This is a genomic window from Cellulomonas sp. zg-ZUI22 (genome assembly GCF_017353535.1).
GTDB classification, from domain to species: Bacteria; Actinomycetota; Actinomycetes; order Actinomycetales; family Cellulomonadaceae; genus Cellulomonas; species Cellulomonas wangleii.
Map to the genome: position 1 here is coordinate 45,168 of NZ_JAFMUZ010000009.1, position 20,758 is coordinate 65,925.

20 protein-coding genes are annotated in these 20,758 nt (G+C 71.8%); 8 read left to right on the forward strand and 12 right to left on the reverse strand.

The genetic code is table 11. The annotated features are described in order from the left end of the window. Nucleotides 1–43: 43 nt before the first annotated feature. On the reverse strand, nt 44–1,891 hold the full coding sequence (locus J1G43_RS17400; RefSeq protein WP_207378939.1) for an AAA family ATPase: 1,848 nt from the start codon (nt 1,889–1,891) through the stop codon (nt 44–46). Nucleotides 1,892–2,095: 204 nt separating this feature from the next. On the opposite strand from J1G43_RS17400, the gene J1G43_RS17405 reads away from it, so the two are divergent. Then, nucleotides 2,096–2,518, forward strand: coding sequence for a hypothetical protein (locus J1G43_RS17405; protein WP_207378940.1), 423 nt, complete (start codon nt 2,096–2,098; stop codon nt 2,516–2,518). Nucleotides 2,519–2,560: 42 nt separating this feature from the next. On the opposite strand, the gene J1G43_RS17410 is transcribed toward J1G43_RS17405, so the two are convergent. From J1G43_RS17410 to dnaK, 4 genes are all read right to left on the reverse strand, one after another. After that, entirely contained in the window at nt 2,561–2,983 is a 423-nt protein-coding gene (locus J1G43_RS17410) for a heat shock protein transcriptional repressor HspR (protein WP_207371031.1), read from the reverse strand. A 25-nt stretch (nt 2,984–3,008) separates the two neighbouring features. Beyond that, on the reverse strand, nt 3,009–3,998 hold the full coding sequence (locus J1G43_RS17415; protein WP_207341896.1) for a DnaJ C-terminal domain-containing protein: 990 nt from the start codon (nt 3,996–3,998) through the stop codon (nt 3,009–3,011). Between the two features lie 123 nt (nt 3,999–4,121). Further along, a complete protein-coding gene (grpE, locus tag J1G43_RS19210; RefSeq protein ID WP_207378941.1) occupies nt 4,122–4,751 on the reverse strand; it encodes a nucleotide exchange factor GrpE in 630 nt (209 codons plus the stop codon). Further along, entirely contained in the window at nt 4,748–6,616 is a 1,869-nt protein-coding gene (gene dnaK, locus J1G43_RS17425) for a molecular chaperone DnaK (protein WP_207341894.1), read from the reverse strand. Before dnaK ends, grpE begins: the two co-directional genes overlap by 4 nt. A 346-nt stretch (nt 6,617–6,962) precedes the next feature. Here dnaK and J1G43_RS17430 point away from each other — a divergent pair, with 346 nt between their 5' ends. Further along, complete coding sequence (locus J1G43_RS17430) at nt 6,963–7,667, forward strand: hypothetical protein (RefSeq protein WP_207378942.1); 705 nt, start codon at nt 6,963–6,965, stop codon at nt 7,665–7,667. 446 nt (nt 7,668–8,113) lie between these two features. Here J1G43_RS17430 and J1G43_RS17435 read toward each other — a convergent pair whose 3' ends face one another. Both J1G43_RS17435 and J1G43_RS17440 read right to left on the reverse strand, forming a co-directional pair. After that, a complete protein-coding gene (locus tag J1G43_RS17435; RefSeq protein WP_207378943.1) occupies nt 8,114–8,797 on the reverse strand; it encodes an MOSC domain-containing protein in 684 nt (227 codons plus the stop codon). Nucleotides 8,798–9,250: 453 nt separating this feature from the next. Continuing rightward, a complete protein-coding gene (locus J1G43_RS17440) occupies nt 9,251–9,934 on the reverse strand; it encodes an HAD family hydrolase (protein WP_207378944.1) in 684 nt (227 codons plus the stop codon). 290 nt (nt 9,935–10,224) lie between these two features. Here J1G43_RS17440 and J1G43_RS17445 point away from each other — a divergent pair, with 290 nt between their 5' ends. The 4 genes from J1G43_RS17445 to J1G43_RS17460 all read left to right on the forward strand — a co-directional run bounded on the left by J1G43_RS17445 (nt 10,225) and on the right by J1G43_RS17460 (nt 13,495). Next, entirely contained in the window at nt 10,225–10,962 is a 738-nt protein-coding gene (locus J1G43_RS17445; RefSeq protein WP_307859648.1) for a GH25 family lysozyme, read from the forward strand. 188 nt (nt 10,963–11,150) lie between these two features. After that, nucleotides 11,151–11,597: a VOC family protein gene (locus J1G43_RS17450; protein ID WP_207378945.1), complete on the forward strand. Its 447-nt coding sequence runs from the start codon at nt 11,151–11,153 to the stop codon at nt 11,595–11,597. A gap of 232 nt (nt 11,598–11,829) precedes the next feature. After that, nucleotides 11,830–12,597 carry a chromosome condensation regulator gene (locus tag J1G43_RS17455; RefSeq protein ID WP_307859649.1) on the forward strand — a complete coding sequence of 256 codons (768 nt, stop codon included), beginning with the start codon at nt 11,830–11,832 and terminating at the stop codon, nt 12,595–12,597. 235 nt (nt 12,598–12,832) lie between these two features. Next, nucleotides 12,833–13,495 (forward strand): hypothetical protein, encoded by a 663-nt coding sequence (locus J1G43_RS17460; RefSeq protein WP_207378947.1) that lies wholly within the window; start codon nt 12,833–12,835, stop codon nt 13,493–13,495. Nucleotides 13,496–13,841: 346 nt separating this feature from the next. Here J1G43_RS17460 and J1G43_RS17465 read toward each other — a convergent pair whose 3' ends face one another. The 4 genes from J1G43_RS17465 to J1G43_RS17480 all read right to left on the reverse strand — a co-directional run bounded on the left by J1G43_RS17465 (nt 13,842) and on the right by J1G43_RS17480 (nt 17,789). Next, on the reverse strand, nt 13,842–14,174 hold the full coding sequence (locus J1G43_RS17465; protein ID WP_207371042.1) for a hypothetical protein: 333 nt from the start codon (nt 14,172–14,174) through the stop codon (nt 13,842–13,844). A gap of 494 nt (nt 14,175–14,668) precedes the next feature. Next, nucleotides 14,669–15,034 (reverse strand): hypothetical protein, encoded by a 366-nt coding sequence (locus J1G43_RS17470; RefSeq protein WP_207371043.1) that lies wholly within the window; start codon nt 15,032–15,034, stop codon nt 14,669–14,671. Between the two features lie 16 nt (nt 15,035–15,050). Beyond that, nucleotides 15,051–16,766: a hypothetical protein gene (locus J1G43_RS17475; RefSeq protein WP_207378948.1), complete on the reverse strand. Its 1,716-nt coding sequence runs from the start codon at nt 16,764–16,766 to the stop codon at nt 15,051–15,053. 237 nt (nt 16,767–17,003) lie between these two features. Then, the gene (locus J1G43_RS17480; protein WP_207378949.1) at nt 17,004–17,789 is read right to left on the reverse strand and encodes a MerR family transcriptional regulator; all 786 of its coding nucleotides are present in this window, start codon (nt 17,787–17,789) and stop codon (nt 17,004–17,006) included. 331 nt (nt 17,790–18,120) lie between these two features. On the opposite strand from J1G43_RS17480, the gene J1G43_RS17485 reads away from it, so the two are divergent. Both J1G43_RS17485 and J1G43_RS17490 read left to right on the forward strand, forming a co-directional pair. Next, entirely contained in the window at nt 18,121–19,278 is a 1,158-nt protein-coding gene (locus tag J1G43_RS17485) for an RICIN domain-containing protein (protein ID WP_307859650.1), read from the forward strand. A gap of 116 nt (nt 19,279–19,394) precedes the next feature. After that, a complete protein-coding gene (locus J1G43_RS17490) occupies nt 19,395–19,907 on the forward strand; it encodes a hypothetical protein (protein WP_207371047.1) in 513 nt (170 codons plus the stop codon). Nucleotides 19,908–19,997: 90 nt separating this feature from the next. On the opposite strand, the gene J1G43_RS17495 is transcribed toward J1G43_RS17490, so the two are convergent. Further along, nucleotides 19,998–20,681 (reverse strand): HAD family hydrolase, encoded by a 684-nt coding sequence (locus tag J1G43_RS17495; RefSeq protein WP_207371048.1) that lies wholly within the window; start codon nt 20,679–20,681, stop codon nt 19,998–20,000. Nucleotides 20,682–20,758: the final 77 nt, after the last annotated feature.

The following is a 20,758-nucleotide window of genomic DNA, read 5'->3' on the forward strand; positions in this document are numbered from 1 at the left end:
GGGACCTACGTCCCCGGGCCGCGCGCCGCCTGCGGGTGGGGCGTCAGGCGATGCGCAGGTGCTCCGCCGGCGGCCCCGGTCGCACGCCGTCGGGCCGTGCGGCCACCGTCTTCTCCAGCACCGACGTGATCTCCTCGCCCACCAGCTCGTGCCGGTCGAGCAGCGCGTCGCGCAGCGCCTCGACCAGGTCCCGGTTGCTGGCCAGCAGCCGCCGCACCGTGGCCCGCGCGCTGTCCAGCACGTCCTCCAGCTGCGCCCGCGCCGCCGTGTCGCCGATCACCGCCGAGACGAGGTCCCGGTCGGTGGCCGCGAACGACACCAGCGAGCCGGTCATGCCCGCCGCCCCGACCATCTGCGCGGCCGTGCGGGTCGCCGCCGCCAGGTCGGACGCCGGGCCGGTCGTCGTCTGGCCGAAGAACAGCTCCTCGGCCACCCAGCCGCCCATCGCGATCTGCACCAGCGCCCGCAGGTCGTACTGCGTGCGGGTGTAGACCTCCTCGCAGTCGCCGTGCGCGAGCAGGCCCAGCGCGGAGCCGCGCTTGACGATGGTGAGCACCTCGAGCGTGCGGTTGGGCGCCACCAGCCACGCCGTGACTGCGTGGCCGGCCTCGTGCGTCGCGATGAGCGTGCGCTCGCCGGCCGTGTAGGTGACGGGGTGCCCCAGACCCACGAGCTCGGTGATGCGCGCCTGCTCGACGTCGACGAAGGTCATCGCGTCGTCGCCGCGCCGCAGCGCGTTGACGAGGGCCTCGTCGAGCAGGTGCTCGACCATGACGGGGGTCCAGCCACTCGTCGCGGCGGCGACGCGGTCACGGACGGCGGGCTCGTCGAGCTCGGCGTGGTGGGAACGCCGGGCGAGGAAGTGGTCGACGAGCGCCCGCCGTCCGTGCGCGTCCGGCGGGTTGAACGTGAGCCGCCGGTCGAAGCGACCCGGGCGCAGCAGGGCCGGGTCGAGGTGGTCCGCACGGTTGGTCGCGGCGATCAGCAGGATCGGCGCCCGCGTGGGGCGGCGCTGCTTGAGCTGGCGCTGCGCAGGCAGCAGCAGGTTCACGGCGGCGACCAGCCCGTTGTAGAAGCGGTCCGCACCGACCGGCTGGTCGAAGGACTGCATCTGCACCAGCAGCTCGTTGACGACGCCGCCCGTGCCCTCGGAGATCATCGCGTTGCGCACCACCCCCTGGCCGGCCAGCAGCGACGACGGCGACGGCAACCCCACGAACGCCGCCGTGGGCTCCGCGCCGAGCAGGCCACCACGGCGCAGGGCGATCGCGTCGATCTCCTCGATGAAGCCGATCGCACCACCCTCGGCCCGTGCGGCCTGGCGCAGCGCCTTGAAGTACGTACGGATCTTGCGGGCCGTCGCGCCGTAGTACATGGACTGGAAGCTCGTCGCGGAGACGAACAGGAACGGCACCCCGGCCTCGGCCGCCATCGCCTTGGCGGTCAGGGTCTTGCCCGTCCCGGGCGGCCCCTCGAAGAGGATGCCGCGCCGCGGGGTGCCGCCCATCTGGTCGGCGAACCGCCGGTGCGTCTGGAACAGGTCGATGGAGCGGCGCACGTCGTCGACGATCGGGTCGATGCCGACGACGTCGGCCAGCGTGACGTCGACCTGCTCCGGGCGGAACGTGATGTGCGGGGACCGCCCGGCACCGACCTGGGTGCCCACGAGCAGCGCGATCAGGGCGACGAAGAACAGCACCGGGGCGATGACCAGCGGGTCGACGGCGGGCAGCACCACGAGCGGCCGCCCGGTGAGCGCCGACCACACGACGTAGGCCTCGAGCGCCAGAACCACCAGGCAGAGGCGGATCACCCGGCGGCGACGCACCCGCTCGCGGTCCACGGCGATGTCGTGCGCGCCGAGCAGGGGCCTGGCGGGGGCGTCGGTCACGGGCGGGCCCTTCGTGAGGCGACGGCCCGCGGTGCTCGGCCGCCGCAGCCGCGGTGGTCGGGCCATCGTCGTCCGGATTGTCCGTTTCGGACAACCGTGCCGAGACGCTGTCACCCGTCCGGCCCAGCGCCCCACGCGGGGGGGGTGCGCGGACTGAGGGCGGGTGGGGGCGCCGTCGACCCCGGACCGCGATAAGTTGCCGTGATGCCGGCCTGGGGAACGCACGAGGACGTGGTGGAGGACCGTCCCGAGCGGCCGCCCGCCGTCATCGAGGTCCGGCTGCTGCCGTGGCGCCCGCGCCGCCGGATGCCCGACCCGGGCATCGACCTGTCGGGCCTCAGCGGCGCCTCGGACGACCTCGTCGGGGGCGTCGTCGCCCTGGTGGTCGGCGTGCTGGCGGCACTGCTCGGCCTCGTTGTACTCGCCGGCGTCGTGATGCTGCTGGAGCTGTGGCTCGTCGGAGCGGTCGCGCTGCTGCTGCTGCTGGCGCGCTTCGTGGGCCTGCTGCCGTGGGCCGTCTTCACGGGCAGCGGGTACGAGTTCTACCGCTGGCTGCCGCACGCCGCGGCGCGGGTCCGCGCGCTCAACGGATCGCGCCACGCCAGGTTCCGCTGGCACTGGGCCTGACGGCACCGGCACGGCGCCGCGCGGCACGCTGCGCAGGTGCGGTCAGTCGCGGCGCGCGGTGCCCGACGTCAGCTGCCGCGGGACCCAGCGCGTGGGCCGCGGTGCGCTCGCCTCGGCCAGCGGGTGCAGCCGGTCGGCGACGACGTTGCCGGTCGGGTCGGCCCGGAACACGCGGCGGCCCGGGTCGACCAGCGTGCGCAGGAACTCGACCTGCCGGCGCAGCGCACGGGCCTCCTCCTCGAGCTCGAGGATGCGCTTGATGCCCGCCAGGTTGACGCCCTCCTGGGACAGCCGCTGGATCTCGCGCAGCGCACGGATGTCGCGCGGCGAGTAGCGACGGCCGCGGCCGCGCGTGCGCGCGGGCCGCACCAGGCCGAGGCGGTCGTACTGCCGCAGGGTCTGCGGGTGCATGCCCGCGAGCTCGGCGGCGACGGAGATCACGTAGACCTTGGAGTCCTCGTCCATCACCCCTCCTCACCGGCTCCGCAGGTCAGCGTCTGGCCTGCGCCATCAGGTCGGCCCGCACGTCCTGCCCGGACGTCGCGATGCCGAACGCCTGCACGGCCTCCTTGGCCGCACCGGACAGCTTCTGCGGTACGACGACCTGCACGCTCACCAGCAGGTCGCCCGTGTGCCGCGACGTCGCCACACCCTTGCCCTTGACCCGCAGCGTGCGACCCGACGGCGTACCGGCCGGGACCTTCACGCGCACGGTCGAGCCGTCGAGCGTGGGGACGTCGATCGTGGCGCCGAGTGCGGCCTCGTCGAAGGCGACGGGCACGGTGACACGCAGGTTGTCGCCGTCGATGCTGAAGACCGGGTGGGGCTCGACGTGCACCGTGATCACCAGGTCGCCCGCCGGGGCGCCGTCGTCACCGGGGCGTCCCTTGCCGCGCAGACGGATCTTCTGCCCGTCGCGCACCCCTGCGGGGATGCGGGCGTTGACCGTGCGGCCCTCGACGGACAGCGAGATCGTCGACCCCTCGACGGCCGTGCGGAACGGCAGCGTCGTGGTGGCCGTGAGGTCCGTGCCGCGCTGCGGGCCGCGCGCCGCACCGAACCCGCCGGCGCCGCCGAACAGGCCACCGAGGATGTCCTCGAAGCCCGCGCCGCCGGCCCCGCCGCTGGAGTAGCGCACCCGCCCGCCGGGGCCGTTGGCCCCGCCGCCGAACATGCCGCCGAACACGTCCTCGAACCCCGCGGTGCCGCCTGCCCCGCGGCCGCCCGCGGTGAAGCGGGCACCGCCGGCCATGGCCCGCAGCTGGTCGTACTGCTGGCGCTGCTCGGGGTCCGACAGGACCGCGTACGCCTCACCGATGTCCTTGAACCGCGCCTCCGCCTTGGCGTCACCCGGGTTCTGGTCGGGGTGCAGCTGGCGGGCGAGCTTGCGGTACGCCTTCTTGATGGTCGCGGCGTCGGCGTCCTTGGCGACGCCGAGCACGGCGTAGAAGTCCTTCTCGATCCAGTCCTGGCCGGTCACGGCGCCTCCCTCCTGCTTCGTGTGCTGTGGTGCGTGGTCGTGGTGGTTCTCCTGGTGCCGCGGAGGCGGCGGCCGGTCCCCCGGCCGCCGCCCCCGCGTCTCTCGGTGCTGATGATGGCGGCCTCAGGCCTCCGGGTCCACGACCGCGACGCGCGCGGCCCGCAGGATCCGCGCCGGGGTGCGGTAGCCGGGCTGCAGCACCTGCTGCACCGTGGCCACCTCGACCTCGTCGGAGTGCGAGTGCATGAGCGCCTCGTGCACGGCCGGGTCGAACGGGTCGCCCTCGGTGCCGTAGCGCTCGACGCCGAGCCGGAAGAGCGTGCTCTCCAGCTTCTCGGCGATCGACGCGAACGGACCGGTGAGGTCGCCGTGGCGACGGGCCAGGTCGATGTCGTCGAGGACCGGGATCAGCGCCTCGCCGACGGTCGCGACGCCACGGTCGTGCGCCGCCACCGTCTCGGCCTTGGACCGCTTGACGTAGCCGTTGTACTGCTGCTCGAGGTTGTACAGCGCCGCCTGCGCGCGCTGCAGCTCCTCGAGCCGCTCGGCCGCGAGCTTCTCGGCCTGCACCAGGCCCTCCAGGACGACCGACTCCTCGGCCTCCGTCGTGACCTGCTCGGCCTCGGCCAGCACGGCCTCCTCGGGCGTCGGCTCGCGCAGCTCGCCCGTCTCCGGGTCGACGCGGCGCTTGTCCGTGAACCGCGGGGTGTCCTCGGGTTCGGGCGTACCCGACCCCGAACGCTCCTCGGTCACTTCTTGTCGTCCTCGTCGTCGACGATCTCGGCGTCGACGACGTCCTCGTCGGAGGTCGTCGAGGACGTCGAGCCGGCGCCGGCCGGGGCCTCGTCGGCGGCCGGGGCCGCGGACTGGTTGGCGTACAGCGCCTCGCCGATCTTCTGGCTCGCCGTGAGCAGCGCGGCGTGCTTGGCCTTGACGGCCTCGACGTCCGTGCCCTCGAGCGCGGTCTTCAGCTCCGTGACGGCGCCACCGACCTCGCCCTTGATGTCGTCCGAGAGCTTGTCGCCGTTGTCGGCCAGCAGCTTCTCCGTCTGGTAGACGAGCTGCTCCGCGGTGTTGCGGGTCTCGGCCTCCTCGCGGCGGCGCTTGTCCTCGGCGGCGTGCTCCTCGGCGTCCTTCACCATGCGGTCGATGTCCTCCTTGGGGAGGGCCGAGCCACCGGTGATCGTCATCGACTGCTCCTTGCCCGTGCCGCGGTCCTTGGCGGACACGTGCACGATGCCGTTCGCGTCGATGTCGAACGTGACCTCGATCTGCGGCATGCCGCGCGGGGCCGGGGCGATGCCGGTCAGCTCGAACGTGCCGAGCGGCTTGTTGTCCCGGGCGAACTCGCGCTCACCCTGGAACACCTGGATGAGGACGGACGGCTGGTTGTCCTCGGCCGTGGAGAAGATCTCCGACCGCTTGGTGGGGATGGCCGTGTTGCGCTCGATGAGCTTGGTCATCACGCCACCCTTGGTCTCGATGCCGAGGGACAGCGGGGTCACGTCGATGAGCAGGACGTCCTTGCGGTCGCCCTTCATGACGCCGGCCTGCAGCGCGGCACCGACGGCCACGACCTCGTCCGGGTTGACGCCCTTGTTGGGCTCCTTGCCGCCCGTGAGCTCGGTGACGACCTCGGAGACGGCCGGCATGCGGGTCGAGCCGCCGACGAGCACGACGTGGTCGATGTCCTTCACGGAGATGCCCGCGTCGCGGATGACCTGGTGGAACGGCGCCTTCACGCGGTCGAGCAGCGACTGCGTCATCTGCTGGAACTGCGCGCGCGTCAGCTTGGTGTCCAGGTGGATGGGGCCGTTCTCGCTCATCGAGAGGTACTGCAGCGAGATGTTGGTGCTCGTCGCGGACGACAGCTCCTTCTTGGCCTGCTCCGCCGCCTCACGCAGACGCTGCAGGGCGATCTTGTCCTTCGACAGGTCGACGCCCGTGGTGTTCTTCACCTCGGTGACCAGGTGCGCCACGATCGCGGCGTCCCAGTCGTCACCGCCGAGGCGGTTGTCACCGGCGGTCGCGCGGACCTCGATCGTCGAGAAGCCGTCGTCGTCCTTGCCGACCTCCAGCAGGGACACGTCGAACGTGCCACCACCCAGGTCGAAGACGAGGATGTTCTCGTCCTCCTTGCCGCGCTCGAGCCCGTAGGCGAGCGCCGCGGCGGTGGGCTCGTTGATGATGCGCAGGACGTTGAGGCCCGCGATCGTGCCCGCGTCCTTCGTCGCCTGACGCTCGGCGTCGTTGAAGTACGCCGGGACCGTGATGACGGCGTCCGTGACGGGCTCACCCAGGTACGCCTCGGCGTCGCGCTTGAGCTTGCCGAGGATGCGGGCGCTGATCTCCTGCGCCGTGTACTTCTTGTCGTCGATGGTGACCGACCAGTCCGTGCCCATGTGGCGCTTGACGGACGAGATGGTGCGGTCGACGTTGGTGACGGCCTGACGCTTGGCGACCTCACCGACGAGGACCTCGCCGGTCTTGGAGAACGCGACCACGGACGGAGTCGTGCGCGACCCCTCCGCGTTCGCGATGACGGTGGGCTCGCCGCCCTCGAGGGTGGCGACCACCGAGTTGGTGGTACCGAGGTCGATGCCGACTGCTCGTGCCATGTGTGTGCCTTCTTCCTGGAGCCCGGTGAGGCTCCGACGTGCTGTGGTCTGAGAGACGTCTTGAGTCCGCCGGGCTCAAGTCTGCGATGCGCCGGGGGCGCGAGGCAACTGGAGGCGGCGGAAGTTGAGTCTGATGGGCTCAACTCTTGGAGGGCGGAGTTTGTTCCCGGGTGCGTCTCGCTCCGCGTCTCACCGCCGGTGTGGGATCTCATCTGAGTTGTCCCCATCTCATGAAGCTGCCCACGGCCTGACCCAATCTCACCTAGTCGTCCCAGCCGGAGGGCCAACGGTGGGGAGATGGGCGTGGCTCGGGACGGGGTCCGTGACCGCCTCTAGGCTCGTGCGCGTGCCGACCCTCGACGCCGAGTCAGCGATCGCCGAACAGCTCGTCGCCAGCCTGTTTCCCGCGGCCTGCGGTGCTGTGCTCGCAGGAAGCAGCGCGAGTGGCACCAGCACGCCGACCAGCGATCTCGACCTCGTCCTGATCTGCCCGACGGGCGCCCTGGACGGCGGGCGGTCGAGTCTGGCAGCGACGTACGAGCACAGCGGGCGCGTCGTAGAGGTGTTCGCGTACTCGCCCGAGGCGTACCGCACCTGGGCCGGCCGCGAGGTCGACGCGCACCGCCCGGTCATCCTCACGATGCTCAGCGAGGGCGTAGTCCTGCGCTCCGGGCCTGAACTCCATGATCTGCAGACGTGGGCACGAGACGTGCTGTCGGCCGGCCCGCGGATCGAGCAGCACGCACTCGACGTTCGCCGTTACGCCGTCAGCGCTCTGCTCGACGATCTGGCGGACGCCGACGACCCCGGCGAGCGTGCACTGCTCTTGGCCGATGCCTTCACCGCGCTGTCCGAGCTGCTTCTCCTGACGCAGCGGCAGTGGCTCGGGTCAGGGAAGTGGCTCTTGCGCAGGCTCCGCACCGGGGCCCCCGCCGTTGCCGACCGGTTGATCGGTGCGTTCGCATCAGGCGAGCGCTCCCTCTTCCTGCAGGTGGCCGACGATCTGCTCGCACCGCTTGGCGGTCGACTCCAGGCCGGCATCGTCCGCTGACCAGACGCGCACCTCCCGGTCGTTGAGGATGTGGACAAGTGCGTGAGATGGCAGGTGTCTCAACTACTTGTCCCACCGCAGGTCAGAGCCTCGGGCCGGACAAGTTCGATGAGTTCCTACACCCCTGCTGCTGCTGAGGGTTCGCATCGAGCCTGTCCGCGTCGCGTTAGCGTGTCCGGCCGCCGACCTGCTGGTGCATCGAGCGAGTCCCATCGCAGGTCACAGCACCGCAGCGCCCGCACTGGGCTGAGGATTGGGACACCCAAGCGCGACGGCGCCGTTCGCGCTTACGTGTCCTTCCGCAGGTCAGAGGCCTGGCCGCCTCCCTTGGGAAGACGCTCAGATGGCTCGGCGAGCGCCGACTGACTGGTAGGGCGACGGTCGGCTGTGCGCCGAGCGCCGACTGACGCACCCTGTCCGGTCAGAGGTTGCGGCCCATCCTCGGCTCAGAGCACAGAGATCTCGTCGCCGAGGGTGATCACACCCGGTCGGCTGACGTCGGCGTAGACCGCGAGGTACAGATCTCGCTCGGAGCCGAGCGACCGGAGCCATGGGGCACGCGGGCTGGTCCCGTCCTGCTCGACATCGATCATCCGGCACCGTGGGATCCGCTCCACGACCGTCAGCGCGGCGGACCCGAGGGCGATCTGGTGGCCGACCCAGGTCTCCTCGATGAACGGCGTCTGCGTCTCCACGACGATGTTGACGCGCAGCCGCCGAGGGTCGTCGCTGCCGCCCCACCGGGCCGCGCACCATGCGATCGTCGCGGTGCCGACGAGGGAGACGGCACCGGCGTCCTGGTGCGAGACGGCAGCCTCGGGCAGGATGCGCTGCTCGCTCCCCATGGCGGTGGTGAGGTGCCGGTCGAGCAGCGGGTCGCCCACGAGCCAGCTCGTGTCGTCCGAGCGAACCTCGACCTGGCCGTCCGCCGTCGTCGACGCCGTGTAGCGCACGACGGCGTCCCGCCGGCGGAACCGGCGGGTGTCCTTGACCGACGCGAACCGGCCGTCGCCGTCCACGACGGCGTACCAGCGGTCCCCGTGGAACCCGCGATGGTCCAGCTCGGCTGAGGCCAGCGCCTCTCCACCCATCGACTTGACCGGGTAGCGGCGCAGGGAGGTGACGACCACGATCCCGAACCTAGCGAGTCGCTCACGGTGATCAGTGCTCCTGCGCGTCCTGACGCGCCCGATGGCGACGCGCGGGCTGCCGAGGCACTGAGCCGCCGCTGTTGTTGGCTCCCGTGCCCCGCCGCCCGCCGCGGGCAACCGACTCTCACCGTCGACAACATCGCCACTTGCACAGCTGACGCACCACCCGGTGGCCGCAGCGCATCCGAGGATTCGGACAGCCAACTGAGACGCGCGCCGCCTCACCTACTTGTCCCACCGCAGGCCAGAGCTTCGGCCCCCGGACACGTTCGATGAGTTCCTACAGCCACCTGATGTGGGTTTGCGTCCCGCTTGTCCGGCTCGCGTCAGCGTGTCCGGCGCGTGCCCGCCGTCGCCTTGACGTGTCCGCGCACCACTGAGGATCTGGAGGGGTCCTGCGACCCCCTCTGCGCGCTCGCCTCCTCGTGTCGATCAGCTGCGCCGCATGCCGAGGCGCAGCTGTTCGGACAGCTCGTGGAGGGAGCCCGCCGTGAAGGTCGGTTCGCAGCCCGCCGGGGCACGCCGGACCTTGCGGTTGATCCATGCCGTAGCCATCCCGAGCACCCGGGCACCACCGATGTCGGCGGACGGCGAGTCCCCGACGTGCAGGACCTCGTCGACCTGCAGCCCCAGAGCGCTCAGAGCGAGCTCGAACGGTTCTGGGCGAGGCTTGTAGGCGCGGGCGTCCTCGCTCGTGACGACGGCGTCCACCGGCAGGTGGTGCAGGTCCAGCACCGCCTGCACGTCGTCCCGGTCGATGTTGGAGACCACGCACACGGGTACCCCGACCTGCTGCAGGAACGGCAGGCTGTCGGCGAAGACCGCAGGACGACGCCAGAAGTCGAACTGGGGACGACAGAGGCCCTCCGCGTCGCCCCGCACGTCGAAGTGCTGCATCGTCTCCGCGAGCGTCTCGTGGCTGAGGGCCCGCTGCAGGCGGAACGCGTCACCGTGGGCCGCGCGGCAGGCCTCGCCGAACCGACGCCCCCACTCCTTCGCCACGACGCCGGGCTCGACACCGGCGAGCCCTGCGACGTGGGCGCAGATCGGCGCCAGGACCTCGTCGTCCTCGCACACGAGGGTGCCGTACAGATCGAGGAGGAGGCCGCGGTACATGGGCCGCACGATAGCGAGACCCCGCCCTCGGCCCGGTCATACGCACCCCTGCAGCTCAGCCCGTCCCGTACCGCTTCTGAGGATTCGGACACGACAGTGAGACGGCGGCGTTCTCAGGGAGCTGTCCACGTCGAGGTCAGAGCGTCGGACGGCGGACAAGTACCGCGAGCCCTACACCCGATGACCGGGCGCGTTGCGTGCTTCGGCGACCAGATCGTGGCACGCAGCGTCTGCGGCCGGTCAGGTGGACGTTGCGCGCGCAGGACGCGCGACGACGCCAGACTGGCGCGGTGCCGAGCCGCCGTCGCGTCCGTGTCCTGCTGATCGTCCTGACGGGGACGATCGTCGTCCTCGCGCTCGGGGCCGCGCTCGTCGAACGCGGCCTGGTGTGGCCGAACCGTCTGTTCGCAGCGCGCTACGACGTGCGGGGGGTCGACGTCTCGGCATGGCAGGGAACCGTCGACTGGCCGACGATCGCCCGGCAGGACGTCGACTTCGCGTACGTGAAGGCCACCGAGGGCTCGTCGTTCGTCGACCGGGAGTTCGAGGCGAACCTGCGCGGGGCGCGTGAGGCCGGGCTGATGGTCGGTGCGTACCACTTCTTCAGCTTCGAGAGCAGCGGCAGGGCGCAGGCGGAGCACGTGCTCGCGACGGTGCCGGACGACGAGGACCTGCTGCCCGTCGCGATCGACGTCGAGTACTACGGGACGTTCCACGCCGACCCCCCGGACGCGGCGCAGGTCCGCCCGGAGCTGACCGCGCTCATCGAGACCCTGCGTGACCACGGCATCGAGCCGGTCGTCTACGCGACCCGCAGCGCGTACGACCGGTACGTCGCCGGCCACTTCCCGGGCACGCCGATCTGGATCCGGTCGGTGATGGTGCCGCCCACCCTGTCGGACGACCGGGCGTGGACCTTCTGGCAGTACTCGAACCGGGACCGCCTCGACGGGTACGACGGCGAGGAGTCGTTCATCGACATGAACGTCTTCGACGGCGACCTCGACGACCTGCGCGCCCTGCGGTAGGCCTGGCGGAGGCAGGTCACGAAGCAGGCCGGAGCTGTCGTTGTCGTCGATCTGTCATCGCGATGTCGCGTCGTCACCGACGTGTCACCTGCCACGCTGACCGCATGGACGAGCCTGGCGGCGAGTGGCACAGGACGGCGCTCGTCCCGCGAGCGGCAGAACGGACACCGTGGGCCTACGGTGGCTGGGTGCTGACCAACCGCTCCGCACCGCACGCCCGGGTCACGCCCGTACTCATCGTCGCCGACGTCCGCGCCGCGGTCGCCTGGTACACCGAGGTGCTCGGCTTCGTCGAGCACGTCCGCATCGGCGAGGGACACCGCGCCCAGCTCGGGCTCCCGGACGGCCCTGCCGCCGAGCTCGTCGTCGCCGAGGAGCGCCCCGGACGCCGCGTCCCGGATCCCGACGGCCGTTCCCACCAGGTCATGCTCAAGGTCGTCGATGCGGACGCCGTCGTCACGGTGGCGCTCGCTCGCGGAGCCGTCCTGGTCGAGCCGTCGCACGACTGGGAGTACGGCGAGCGGCAGGCCACGCTGAACGACCCGTTCGGCCACCAGTGGGTGCTCAACCAGACGCTCGCGGACGTCGCGCCCGAGGAGTGGGGCGGACAGTCCGTGACCCCGCGCTCGCCGTGAGGTCCGGCCGGTGCAGGTGCAGCCGGCCGTCGGGAGCCTTGCCCGTTCCAGGCCGGAGAGACTGGCGCGATGGCCGACACGACGCCGGCACGGGTGCTCCGTGACGGACGCGCGACGCCCGGTGATCGCCGCTGGGCGACGGCACTCCGTGGGCGTGCGCGTGGACGGATCTGTCGTTGCGGCAGGCTCCCCCGGATCGCCGGAGTGCTCCGTCGGTGCGTGGTCCGACATCGTGTCGGTCGCGGTCGGCAGTGTGCACACGGCACCGAACACGGGCCGCTCGCACACTGTGGGCCTGCGTACCGACGGGACGGTTGTCGCGGTCGGTTGGGACAAGGACGGCCAGTGTGCCGTCGCTGGCTGGGCGGACGTCGTGTTCGTCGCCGCCGGCTGGCGGCGCACGCTGGGTGTCCGTGCCAGTGGCACCGTGCTCGCCGCGGGTCGCGCGCGTGAAGGCGCGTGCCAGGTCGATGAGTGGGAGGAGATCGTCGCCGCCGCGGCGGGAGACTGGCATTCCGTGGGCCTGCGGGCAGATGGCACGGTCGCTGCCGTGGGGAACAACCGCAGGGGACAGTGCGAGGTCAGCGGATGGCGCGGCATCACCTCGGTCTCGGCCGGCCACCTGCACACCGTCGCCGTCACCGGGACGGGCCGGGTGCACGCCGCCGGCGACCGCAGCGCCGGTGCCGCGGAGGTGCTGGACTGGCGCGACGTCGTCGCGTTGTCGGCGGGCAGCCACCACACCGCAGGGGTCGATACCAGAGGGCGAGTCCTGGCCGCCGGCGACAACAGCCACGGGCAGTGCGACACCGCCTCATGGCGTGACGTGGTGGCCGTCACCGCCGGGTCGACGCACACCCTCGGCCTACGAGGGGATGGGACTGTCCTCGCCGCCGGCAACAACGATGGCGGCCGGTGCGATGTGGCGGGCTGGCACGTCCGGGCGGTGAGCGCGCCGGAGCCCTGGCGTGCGATCGCGAGGATCCGGGCACGGAGGTGAGACGCCAGGCCGGTCCCCGCTGCTGTCAGCACGCAGGTCACGGCAGCTAGCTGTCCGCAGCGTGTCCGGCGTCGCGCCCATCTCTCGGCGCATCATTCTCGCGGCTGGAAGACGAGCCGCCTGCGCCGTTCCTGTCCGGGCGAGGCCGATGCGTCTACGCGGCTGAGCCTCTCCGTCCAGCCGGTGTGACTGAGCACCCCTCGTCCGGCAACCAGCCCTCGATAGGGTGACGGCCGTGCCCAGCCTGGAAGAACTCCGCGAGCGCCTGGTCGGACGGTTCCAGCAGGTGTGCCACCGCACGGGCATGTACGTGCCCGACGCCCGCGCGGCCGAGGTCTTCTGCCGCGAGCTCCTCGAGGTGCTCGCGTACGTCGACGACTGCGAGCAGGCGTACGCGCGGGAGATGGGCCGCCGCCGCCGCGACGACTTCGGGTCGACCGGCGCCGAGTCGATGCTGTGGTGGTTCGCGAGCGGAGACGTGCAGGTCGAGGGGCACGACCTCACCGTGAGGTCGACGGGCAACGCGGAGGTGGCCGCCTGGTACGCCGAGCTCGCCGCCCTGTTCGGCTGGCTCGACGTGCCCCGTCTGTCCGCGCACGACCTCGCGACCGTCGTCACGGCGCTCTGCGACCCGGACCGGATCGATGCCTGGACGCGCGGCCGCCTCGTCGCCGAGCTGCCCGCCGCGTCGATCGTCGTCGGCAAGACCGTCCACTGCTACGCACCACCCGATCCCGACGCCCGCTGGGTGTTCGTCGACGTCCTCAGCGAGTGGGGCCCGCCGTGGGACCGACCGGAGACGCCGGTCCGGTCGTACCGGACCGCGGGGCCACGCGGGGCGAGGAGTGCGATGGTCGTGAGCACCCTCGGCCGGCAGACCCTCACCCCGCGGGGCTGACCCGCGTCGAGAGAGTGCGCGTGATGGTCGCGCCGTTCGTCGTTGTGGAAACGCAGGTGTGGACTGCGGCGAGAGCCGGGACGAGTCGACCGCCTCCCCGCCGTCACCTGAGGACTCCGACAGGCAAGTGAGACGCGCTCACCGTGCGCTCGTGGGCCCCCGACGGCGCCGCCAGGCTGGCGTGGCCGTGGGCCGGGTTCGCCGGGGTCTTCATGCTCGCGCGCGCCGCGACGACCCCGCTGCGGGCCTGTGGCACCGCGTGGATCGACGCCGCCGGGTTCGACGACGCCCGCCCCGGACCGGGTGAGCTGGCCCGACGCCAGCACGCCGCCAAGCGGCCACGCTCTCAGCCGAGGCCCTCGCTGCGGGACCACCGCACCAGCGCGACGATCCCGGTGACGAGCAGCAGGGCAGCGCTGACCCACACGGCAAGGCTGCCGTTGAGGAACAGCACGGCACTCGCGGTCGACACCGACGACAAGCCACCGCCCTCGTCGTCGTCCGGCCACAGCCCGGCCGCGACGATGGCCAGCACACCTGCAGCCAGCCCTACCGCCGCGACGACTCCCGGCCGGAGCCGCGGACGCCACCACGACGCCACCCACGTCAGGACGATCACCGACGACAACGGCCCGACGAGCAGGAAGCCGCTGATGGCCTCGCTCGCGCCGGTGCTCACGGGTGCCCTGCGCGTCGCGTCGAGGCCCGCGGACGGGCGCCCGCAGACCCGGCCCGCGCTGCCGCCGCACTCACTCCGTGGCGTCCGCGCCGGCGGACCAGACCGCGTCGCGCCGCGTCACGCTCGTCGACGGGGACAGTCGCTGTCGGCCTCGGCCGCGGGCGGAGCGTTCGGCGTGGACTGCTGCCCACAAGCCCTCCGGGGCGGGGGTGTTCACGGGCACGCAGAGCCTCCGGTCGCAGTGACGGCTTGCTGACTCTACTGAGCAGGCTGCGCGGAGACTCGTGGTTCGCGCTGAAGATGTGGTGACGCCGTCGGCGGCCGGGTGCTCGAGCACTACGTCACCCCGCTGATCGTGCTGCGGCGCGCCGACGAGTCCTGACCTGCTGGCGTCGGGAGTCTGCACCGCTCGGTGTGCTCGGTGATCCGGGTCCGCTCATCGCGTGACCGGTGGATCAGCTCTCCCCTCACGCCCGCCGCAGCCCGGCGGCGGATCACCGCCGGTCGTTCACCAGAGCCGCGTCGAGTCGCCGGTAGATCCGTCGGAGCTCCACCCGGCTGCCGACGAGGCCGACGGCCTTGCCGAGCAGCGCGGCGGCGGCCAGGTAGAGCAGGATCCGCCAGAGGGCCCACGGCCCCGCGAACCCCTGCAGGATGCCGAGCAGCACCGACACCGCCATCGTCAGGCTCACGGCCGCTGACCCCGTCTTGCACCCGCACGCGAAGTACGCGGTGTTGAGACGTCGTTCGAGCACGGGGTCGGCGAGCGCCCCGTGCAGCCGCACCCGCCGGATCGTCGAGCGGGTGCCGGGCCGACGCAGCCGGGCGAGGGTCGTCAGGTCCTCCACGATCAGTTCCACGGTCGCCTCCTCGTGCTCACGGGAAGAAGTCCGCCAGGGCCTCGGGTGTCGTCGCCAGCCAGAGCCAGACAGCGGTCGCGTCCTCGCCGGTGAAGTCCGCCTCACCGGACCCGAGCAGGTACGTCAGCAGGGTCTGACCCCAGTCGTTGCCCAGCGCGGGCTTCCACATGATCTGCCCGGCATGGGTGTGGCCCTCGTGGTCGAGCCCCAGGTAGTGGCCGACCTCGTGGATCGGGACGTACTCGAACACCACCTCGGGGAAGCGTGACCGGAAGGTCGTGCCCGTCGGCCCGTGCACCTCTCCCCGGTGCGACGAGGCGAGGCCGTGCAGGGACGTGTCCACGTACCCGAAGACCGCCAGGACCGGGACCACCGTGAGGTCCTCGTCGCGCGCGTTGCGCCCGACCAGCTCCAGCAGGGTGCGCTGGGTGGCGCCGCTGGACTCGCCCGCGTCGAGCGGGACGAACCGTGCGTCCTCGACCGGCAGCTCGCGCACCCCCCGGGTCGAGAACCTGACTCCGACGGTGAGCGCCTTGCGACGCGCCGTCTGGAGGTGGCGCTGGAAGACCTCCCGGTCGATCGCGTGGACGGTGAACGAGGGCACCGCGTCGGCTCCCAGCTCCAGAAAGTCGTCGATGTCGGTCTTCGACACGGTGGTCCGCGTGCCGGTGTAGACGACCTCACCGTTGAGCTGGTCGTACGTGAACTTGCCCTGGCAGTCGCTGAAGCGGCCGGCGACGGCGTACAGGTCGAGGACGCCCGAGGTGTGCAGCTCTCGCAGGAACTCGCCCGACCGCACGGCCAGGCGCCACGGGTCGAGCGTGGCCGGTGTCCCGAGGGGTGCTCCGCCGATCCCGGCGCGGGTGCGCGCGCGCTCGAGGCGCTCGGGGTCGTCGAGGAGCGCCTGCGTGAGCGCCGAGTCCATCGTCGCCTCGAGGCCGCGCCGGTCGACGAGCTGACGGGGGCCGACGTAGAACAGCATCCCGAGCAGGCGGGTCACGCTCGTGACCAGACGCAGCACGTTGAAGATGCCCAGGCCGCGCTGCATGCGGCACCAGTCGAGGCTGAGGATGCCGAGGACGAGGTCCCGCACGCCGTCGACGGTGTCCCGGACCCAGTCCACGACGTCGGCCAGCCAGTCCGTGACCGCCTTGAGGAAGCCGAAGATCGCGCCGAACAGCGCGCACGCGCCGTCACCGTAGATGCAGAAGGAGCGCCCCAGGCCCTCGAGGAGCCGACCGACGTCCCGGATGATCTCGCCGACGTCGTCGAGCAGCTCGACCACCAGACCGAGGACGTCGTCGAGCGCGTCCACGACGTCGTTGACGAGGTCCCACAGCGCGCTCAGCGCCTTGATCGGGTCGGTGAACAGGCACACGAAGAACGTGACGAGTCGCGACACGACCTTGAGGACGAGCTCGACGACGATGCCGATGACCGTGACGACGATCTTGCACACCAGGTGCGCGACCCACTTGCCGACGGTGACGACGACCCAGGTGACGACCCGGACGACGACGGTCACGAGCCAGCAGAACCACTTGTTGCAGCACGCGCACCACCAGTTGCAGTCCTGCTCGCGGCAGCGGCGCTCGGTCTGGCTGACCCAGTTCTCGACGGGGCGCTGCACCTGCTCCTCGACCCAGGTGCGCACCTCTTCGCACGCTTCGCGGGCCTGGGTGACGAACCGCTCGACGGGCGTCAGCACGTTCTCCTGGATCCAGGTCGACACCTCACGACACGCAGCCACGGCAACCCCCCCTCTCGGGAGAGAGGTGCGGGTGGTGGTGCTGGTTGATACCTGTCGGCGGCCGCGGTAGCGGGGTCGGTGGCGGACGGGAGCGCCGGCACTGAAGGCGTCGATGTACCGCTGAACCAGCGCGCCGCCCTGGCTCATCGGCCCATCACGAGGGCACCCGCCGACTGGCTGTCGATCGGTGCAGGCGCTGCCGGCGCGGTACGCCTGCGCCTAGAAGTCGCCGCCGAACAGGTCGGTCACCATGGCGGTGCCCGCCTCGGGTGCGCGGACCGTCAGCTCCAGCCGGCCGGGCTCGAGGTGGAGCGTGAAGTCGAGGAAGGCGCAGCAGCTCTGCTCGGCCGCCGCCAGCGTGGCGACGCGCCCGGCCAGGTCGGCGTCGGCGGGGAACGTGATCCGCACTCCCCCGTCGACGTCCTCGCGTCGCTGTGCGTGCTCCAGGAGGCTGTGCCACTGGTCGGTGCGCGCGACCAGGTCCGACGGGTCCAGCGCGCACGCCACGGACGCGTCCTGCCTGGTGTCCGTCCCTGTCGTCGGCGGGGAGACCGAGAGCGGGATCGCCGCTGGGAGGTCCTCGGGGACGCTCGCCGCGGCCGCGCCGGTGGTGCACCCGCAGTCCGGACCGCAGCCGCCCGCAGGCGCCGCCTGGAGGAGCTCGGCGCGGACCTCGGACAGGCGAGCCGCGAAGGTCGTGAGCTCGTCGATCCTGGTGCCGGTCGCCGTGAGCTGCGTCTCGAGGCCGGCGACCAGGCGCGACCGGACTGTGCGGCACGGCCCGTCCTGCCGGGCGATCAGCAGCTCGCGGATCTCGCCGAGGGCGAGCCCCAGGAACTTGGCCGAGGAGATGAACGCGAGCTGCTCGACCGCGGTGTCGTCGTAGATGCGGTACCCCGCCGCGGTGCGCCGCGCCGGCAGCAGGCCGGCGTCGTCGTAGAACCGCAGCGTGGTGGCGGGCACACCGCTGCGCTCGGCGAGCTGGGAGATCCGGTAGGAGGCCACGCCTGGACCGTAGACCTTCGACCCGGCTCGAAGGTCAAGAGGTACACCGCAGGACTCGGACGACCAGGCGAGACGTCGGTCGCGTCACCGACCGGTCCCGCTGCAGGTAGGAGCCGCAACGCGCGACCGCCCACACCCCTCACCTAATCGTTTGAGCCGATCGCGCGTCCCACGAGCCCCGTGCCACAGTGAGGCGTTCCCGCGCGTGAACGTTCACATCGGCGCAACGTCGCGCCCGCGCGGCCGGCTCCAGGAGGCAGACGACATGCACGGAATTGCTCGACGGCTGGCCCTCGCCGTCACGCTCTGTGTCGCACTCGCCGGGGGTGTCGTGGCACAGTCCGCGCCCGCCTCCGCCGAGAGCAACGGGGGCACCCGCGTGATGCCCCTGGGTGACTCGATCACGGAGGGCATCGGCATGTCCGGAGGCGGCGGGTACCGCGTCGGGCTGTGGCAGCGCCTGGCGCAGGGCGGCTACACCACGGACTTCGTCGGGTCGGGCTTCAACGGGCCGTCGAGCCTGTGGGACCACGACCACGAGGGGCACTCCGGCTGGCGGATCGACCAGATCGACGCCAACGTCGTCAACTGGGTGCGCACGTACCAGCCGCGCACCGTGCTGCTGCACATCGGCACCAACGACATCAGCCAGAACCGCGACCTGGCGAACGCGCCGAACCGGCTCGCGGGGGTCATCGACAAGATCACCAGCACGTCCCCGCAGACCGACGTCTTCGTCGCGACCCTCATCCCGGTCTCGTACGCGGACTCGCAGGTCCGTGCCTACAACTCCGCCATCCCCGGCATCGTGTCGAGCAGGGCCGCGGCCGGGAAGAAGGTGCACCTCGTCGACATGTACCGGGCGGTCAGCCTCTCCGACCTCCCGGACGGCGTGCACCCCAACGCGAACGGCTACGACAAGATGGCGGCCGCCTGGTACGCCGCGCTGCGTGCCGTGCCGGGGAGCATCGGCAACCCGGCGGGCGGCACGACCCCCACTCCCACGCCGACCCCTACGCCGACGCCCAGCCCGACCTCCAACCCCGGCACCGGTCCGGTCGACACCTCGGCCTGGTACACGCTCGTCAACCGCAACAGCGGCAAGGCCATCGACGTGTACAACCTGTCCACCGCCGACGGCGCCCGCATCACCCAGTGGTCCCGCAACGGCGGCAACCAGCAGCAGTGGCAGTTCGTCAGCACCGGCAACGGCTACTACAAGGTGAAGTCGCGGCTGTCGGGCAAGGTCCTCGACGTCAGCGGGAACTCCACCGCCGACGGCGCGGCGATCCAGCAGTACAGCGACCACGGCGGCACCAACCAGCAGTTCGGCATCCAGACGATCGACGGCTACGTCCAGCTGATCGCCCGGAACAGCGGCAAGGCCGTCGAGGTGCAGGGCGCCTCCACCAGCGACGGCGGGAACATCGTCCAGTACTCCGACTGGAACGGCGCCAACCAGCAGTGGCAGCTGGTCAAGGTGGGCTGAGCGGGCACGTCACCGAGATCGACCCAGCAGCGCCCCGGTCCCCGCGACCGGGGCGCTGAGCCTGGTGCCACGCTCATGAACAGCGCGCCCGCGGTCTCGGCACTGGCCTGTCCGGTGTGATCCACTTCAGCGTGGACACGTCCGGCGCACCCCAGCAGGGCGACCACGGTCTGTGGACCGCCGGGGTGTGGCCCGCGCACCTGTCGGACATCGTGAGGGCGACCGACCCCGGCTTGGAGTTCGTCGTCGTGGAGGACCACTGCGCTGCGGACTGGCGGTGGACACCGCTCGCGGTGCCGCTGAGTGAGCACTCGGACGCGCCCGCGAGTCGGTGGACCGTCCGCCGCATGTCGTTCGACCTGCTGCTCACACCGGTTCAGCTGCGCGAGGCAGCTCCGGAGCTGCAGACCGCGACGGACGGCGGCGCACTCATCTGGCAGTCCTCGCGGCGTCCGCCCGACACGTTCGCCCTCCGCGACAAGCACGGCAGCGCCCGGGCAGCGGCGATGCGCGGGCTCGACATCCGCCTCGTCATCGACGTCCCGCACGACGGGGAGGTGGCGGTGCTCACCGCACCGACGGAAGCGCTCCTGGTGCGGGCGCTCGAGCGCCTCGCCACCCCCGGCTGAGACTCACCTCCACCGAGACCCCTGTGGCGCCCTCCCTGGTGGGCGAGACGGACCGACTCTCGCGCACGGCCGCTGCCCTCCTCGTGGCGATCAGACGCCCTGCCCACCCAGGCTCAGCTGCACCACCAGGGCGTGGAAGGAGCCCGCCGTGAAGGTGGGTTCGCAGCCCGGTGGGGCCTGGCGGCCCCTGCGGTTGAGCCATGCCGTGTCCATCCCGAGCACAGCGGCGCCGCCGACGTCGGCAGACGCCGAGTCCCCCACGTGCAGGACCTCGTCGGCCCGCAGCCCCAGAGCCTCCAGGGCGAGCTCGAACGGTTCGGGGCGAGGCTTGTAGGCGCGGGCGTCCTCGCTCGTGACGACGGCGTCCACCGGCAGCTGGTGCAGGTCCAGCGCCGCCCGCACGTCGGCCCGGTCGATGTTGGAGACCACGCACACAGGCACACCGAGCTCCCGCAGGAACGGCAGGCTGTCGGCGAAGACCGCAGGACGACGCCAGAAGTCGAACTGGGGCCGGCAGAGGGCCTCCGCGTCGCCCGGCACGTCGAGGTGCTGCATCGTCTCCGCGAGCGTCTCGTGGTTCAGGTCCCGCTGCAGACGGAACGCGTCACCGTGGGCCGCACGGGTGGCCTCCCCGAACCGGCGCCACCACTCCTTCGCCACGACGCCGGGCTCGACACCGGCGAGCCGCGCGACGTGGGCGCAGATCGGGGCCAGGACCTCGTCGTCCTCGTGCACGAGGGTGCCGTACATGTCGAGGAGCAGCCCGCGGTACATGGGCCGCACGATAGCGAGGCTCCGCGCTCGACCCGGTCGTCGCCCCCTTGCTTCTCGGCCCGTTCGGGACCGGACGA

Coding starts and splice junctions, on each gene's coding strand:
- J1G43_RS17495 (WP_207371048.1), bottom strand. CDS start 20,681: ATGTACCGCGGGCTGCTCCTCGACATGTACGGCACCCTCGTGCACGAG.
- J1G43_RS17440 (WP_207378944.1), bottom strand. CDS start 9,934: ATGTACCGCGGCCTCCTCCTCGATCTGTACGGCACCCTCGTGTGCGAG.
- dnaK (WP_207341894.1), bottom strand. CDS start 6,616: ATGGCACGAGCAGTCGGCATCGACCTCGGTACCACCAACTCGGTGGTC.
- J1G43_RS17405 (WP_207378940.1), top strand. CDS start 2,096: ATGCCGGCCTGGGGAACGCACGAGGACGTGGTGGAGGACCGTCCCGAG.
- J1G43_RS17410 (WP_207371031.1), bottom strand. CDS start 2,983: ATGGACGAGGACTCCAAGGTCTACGTGATCTCCGTCGCCGCCGAGCTC.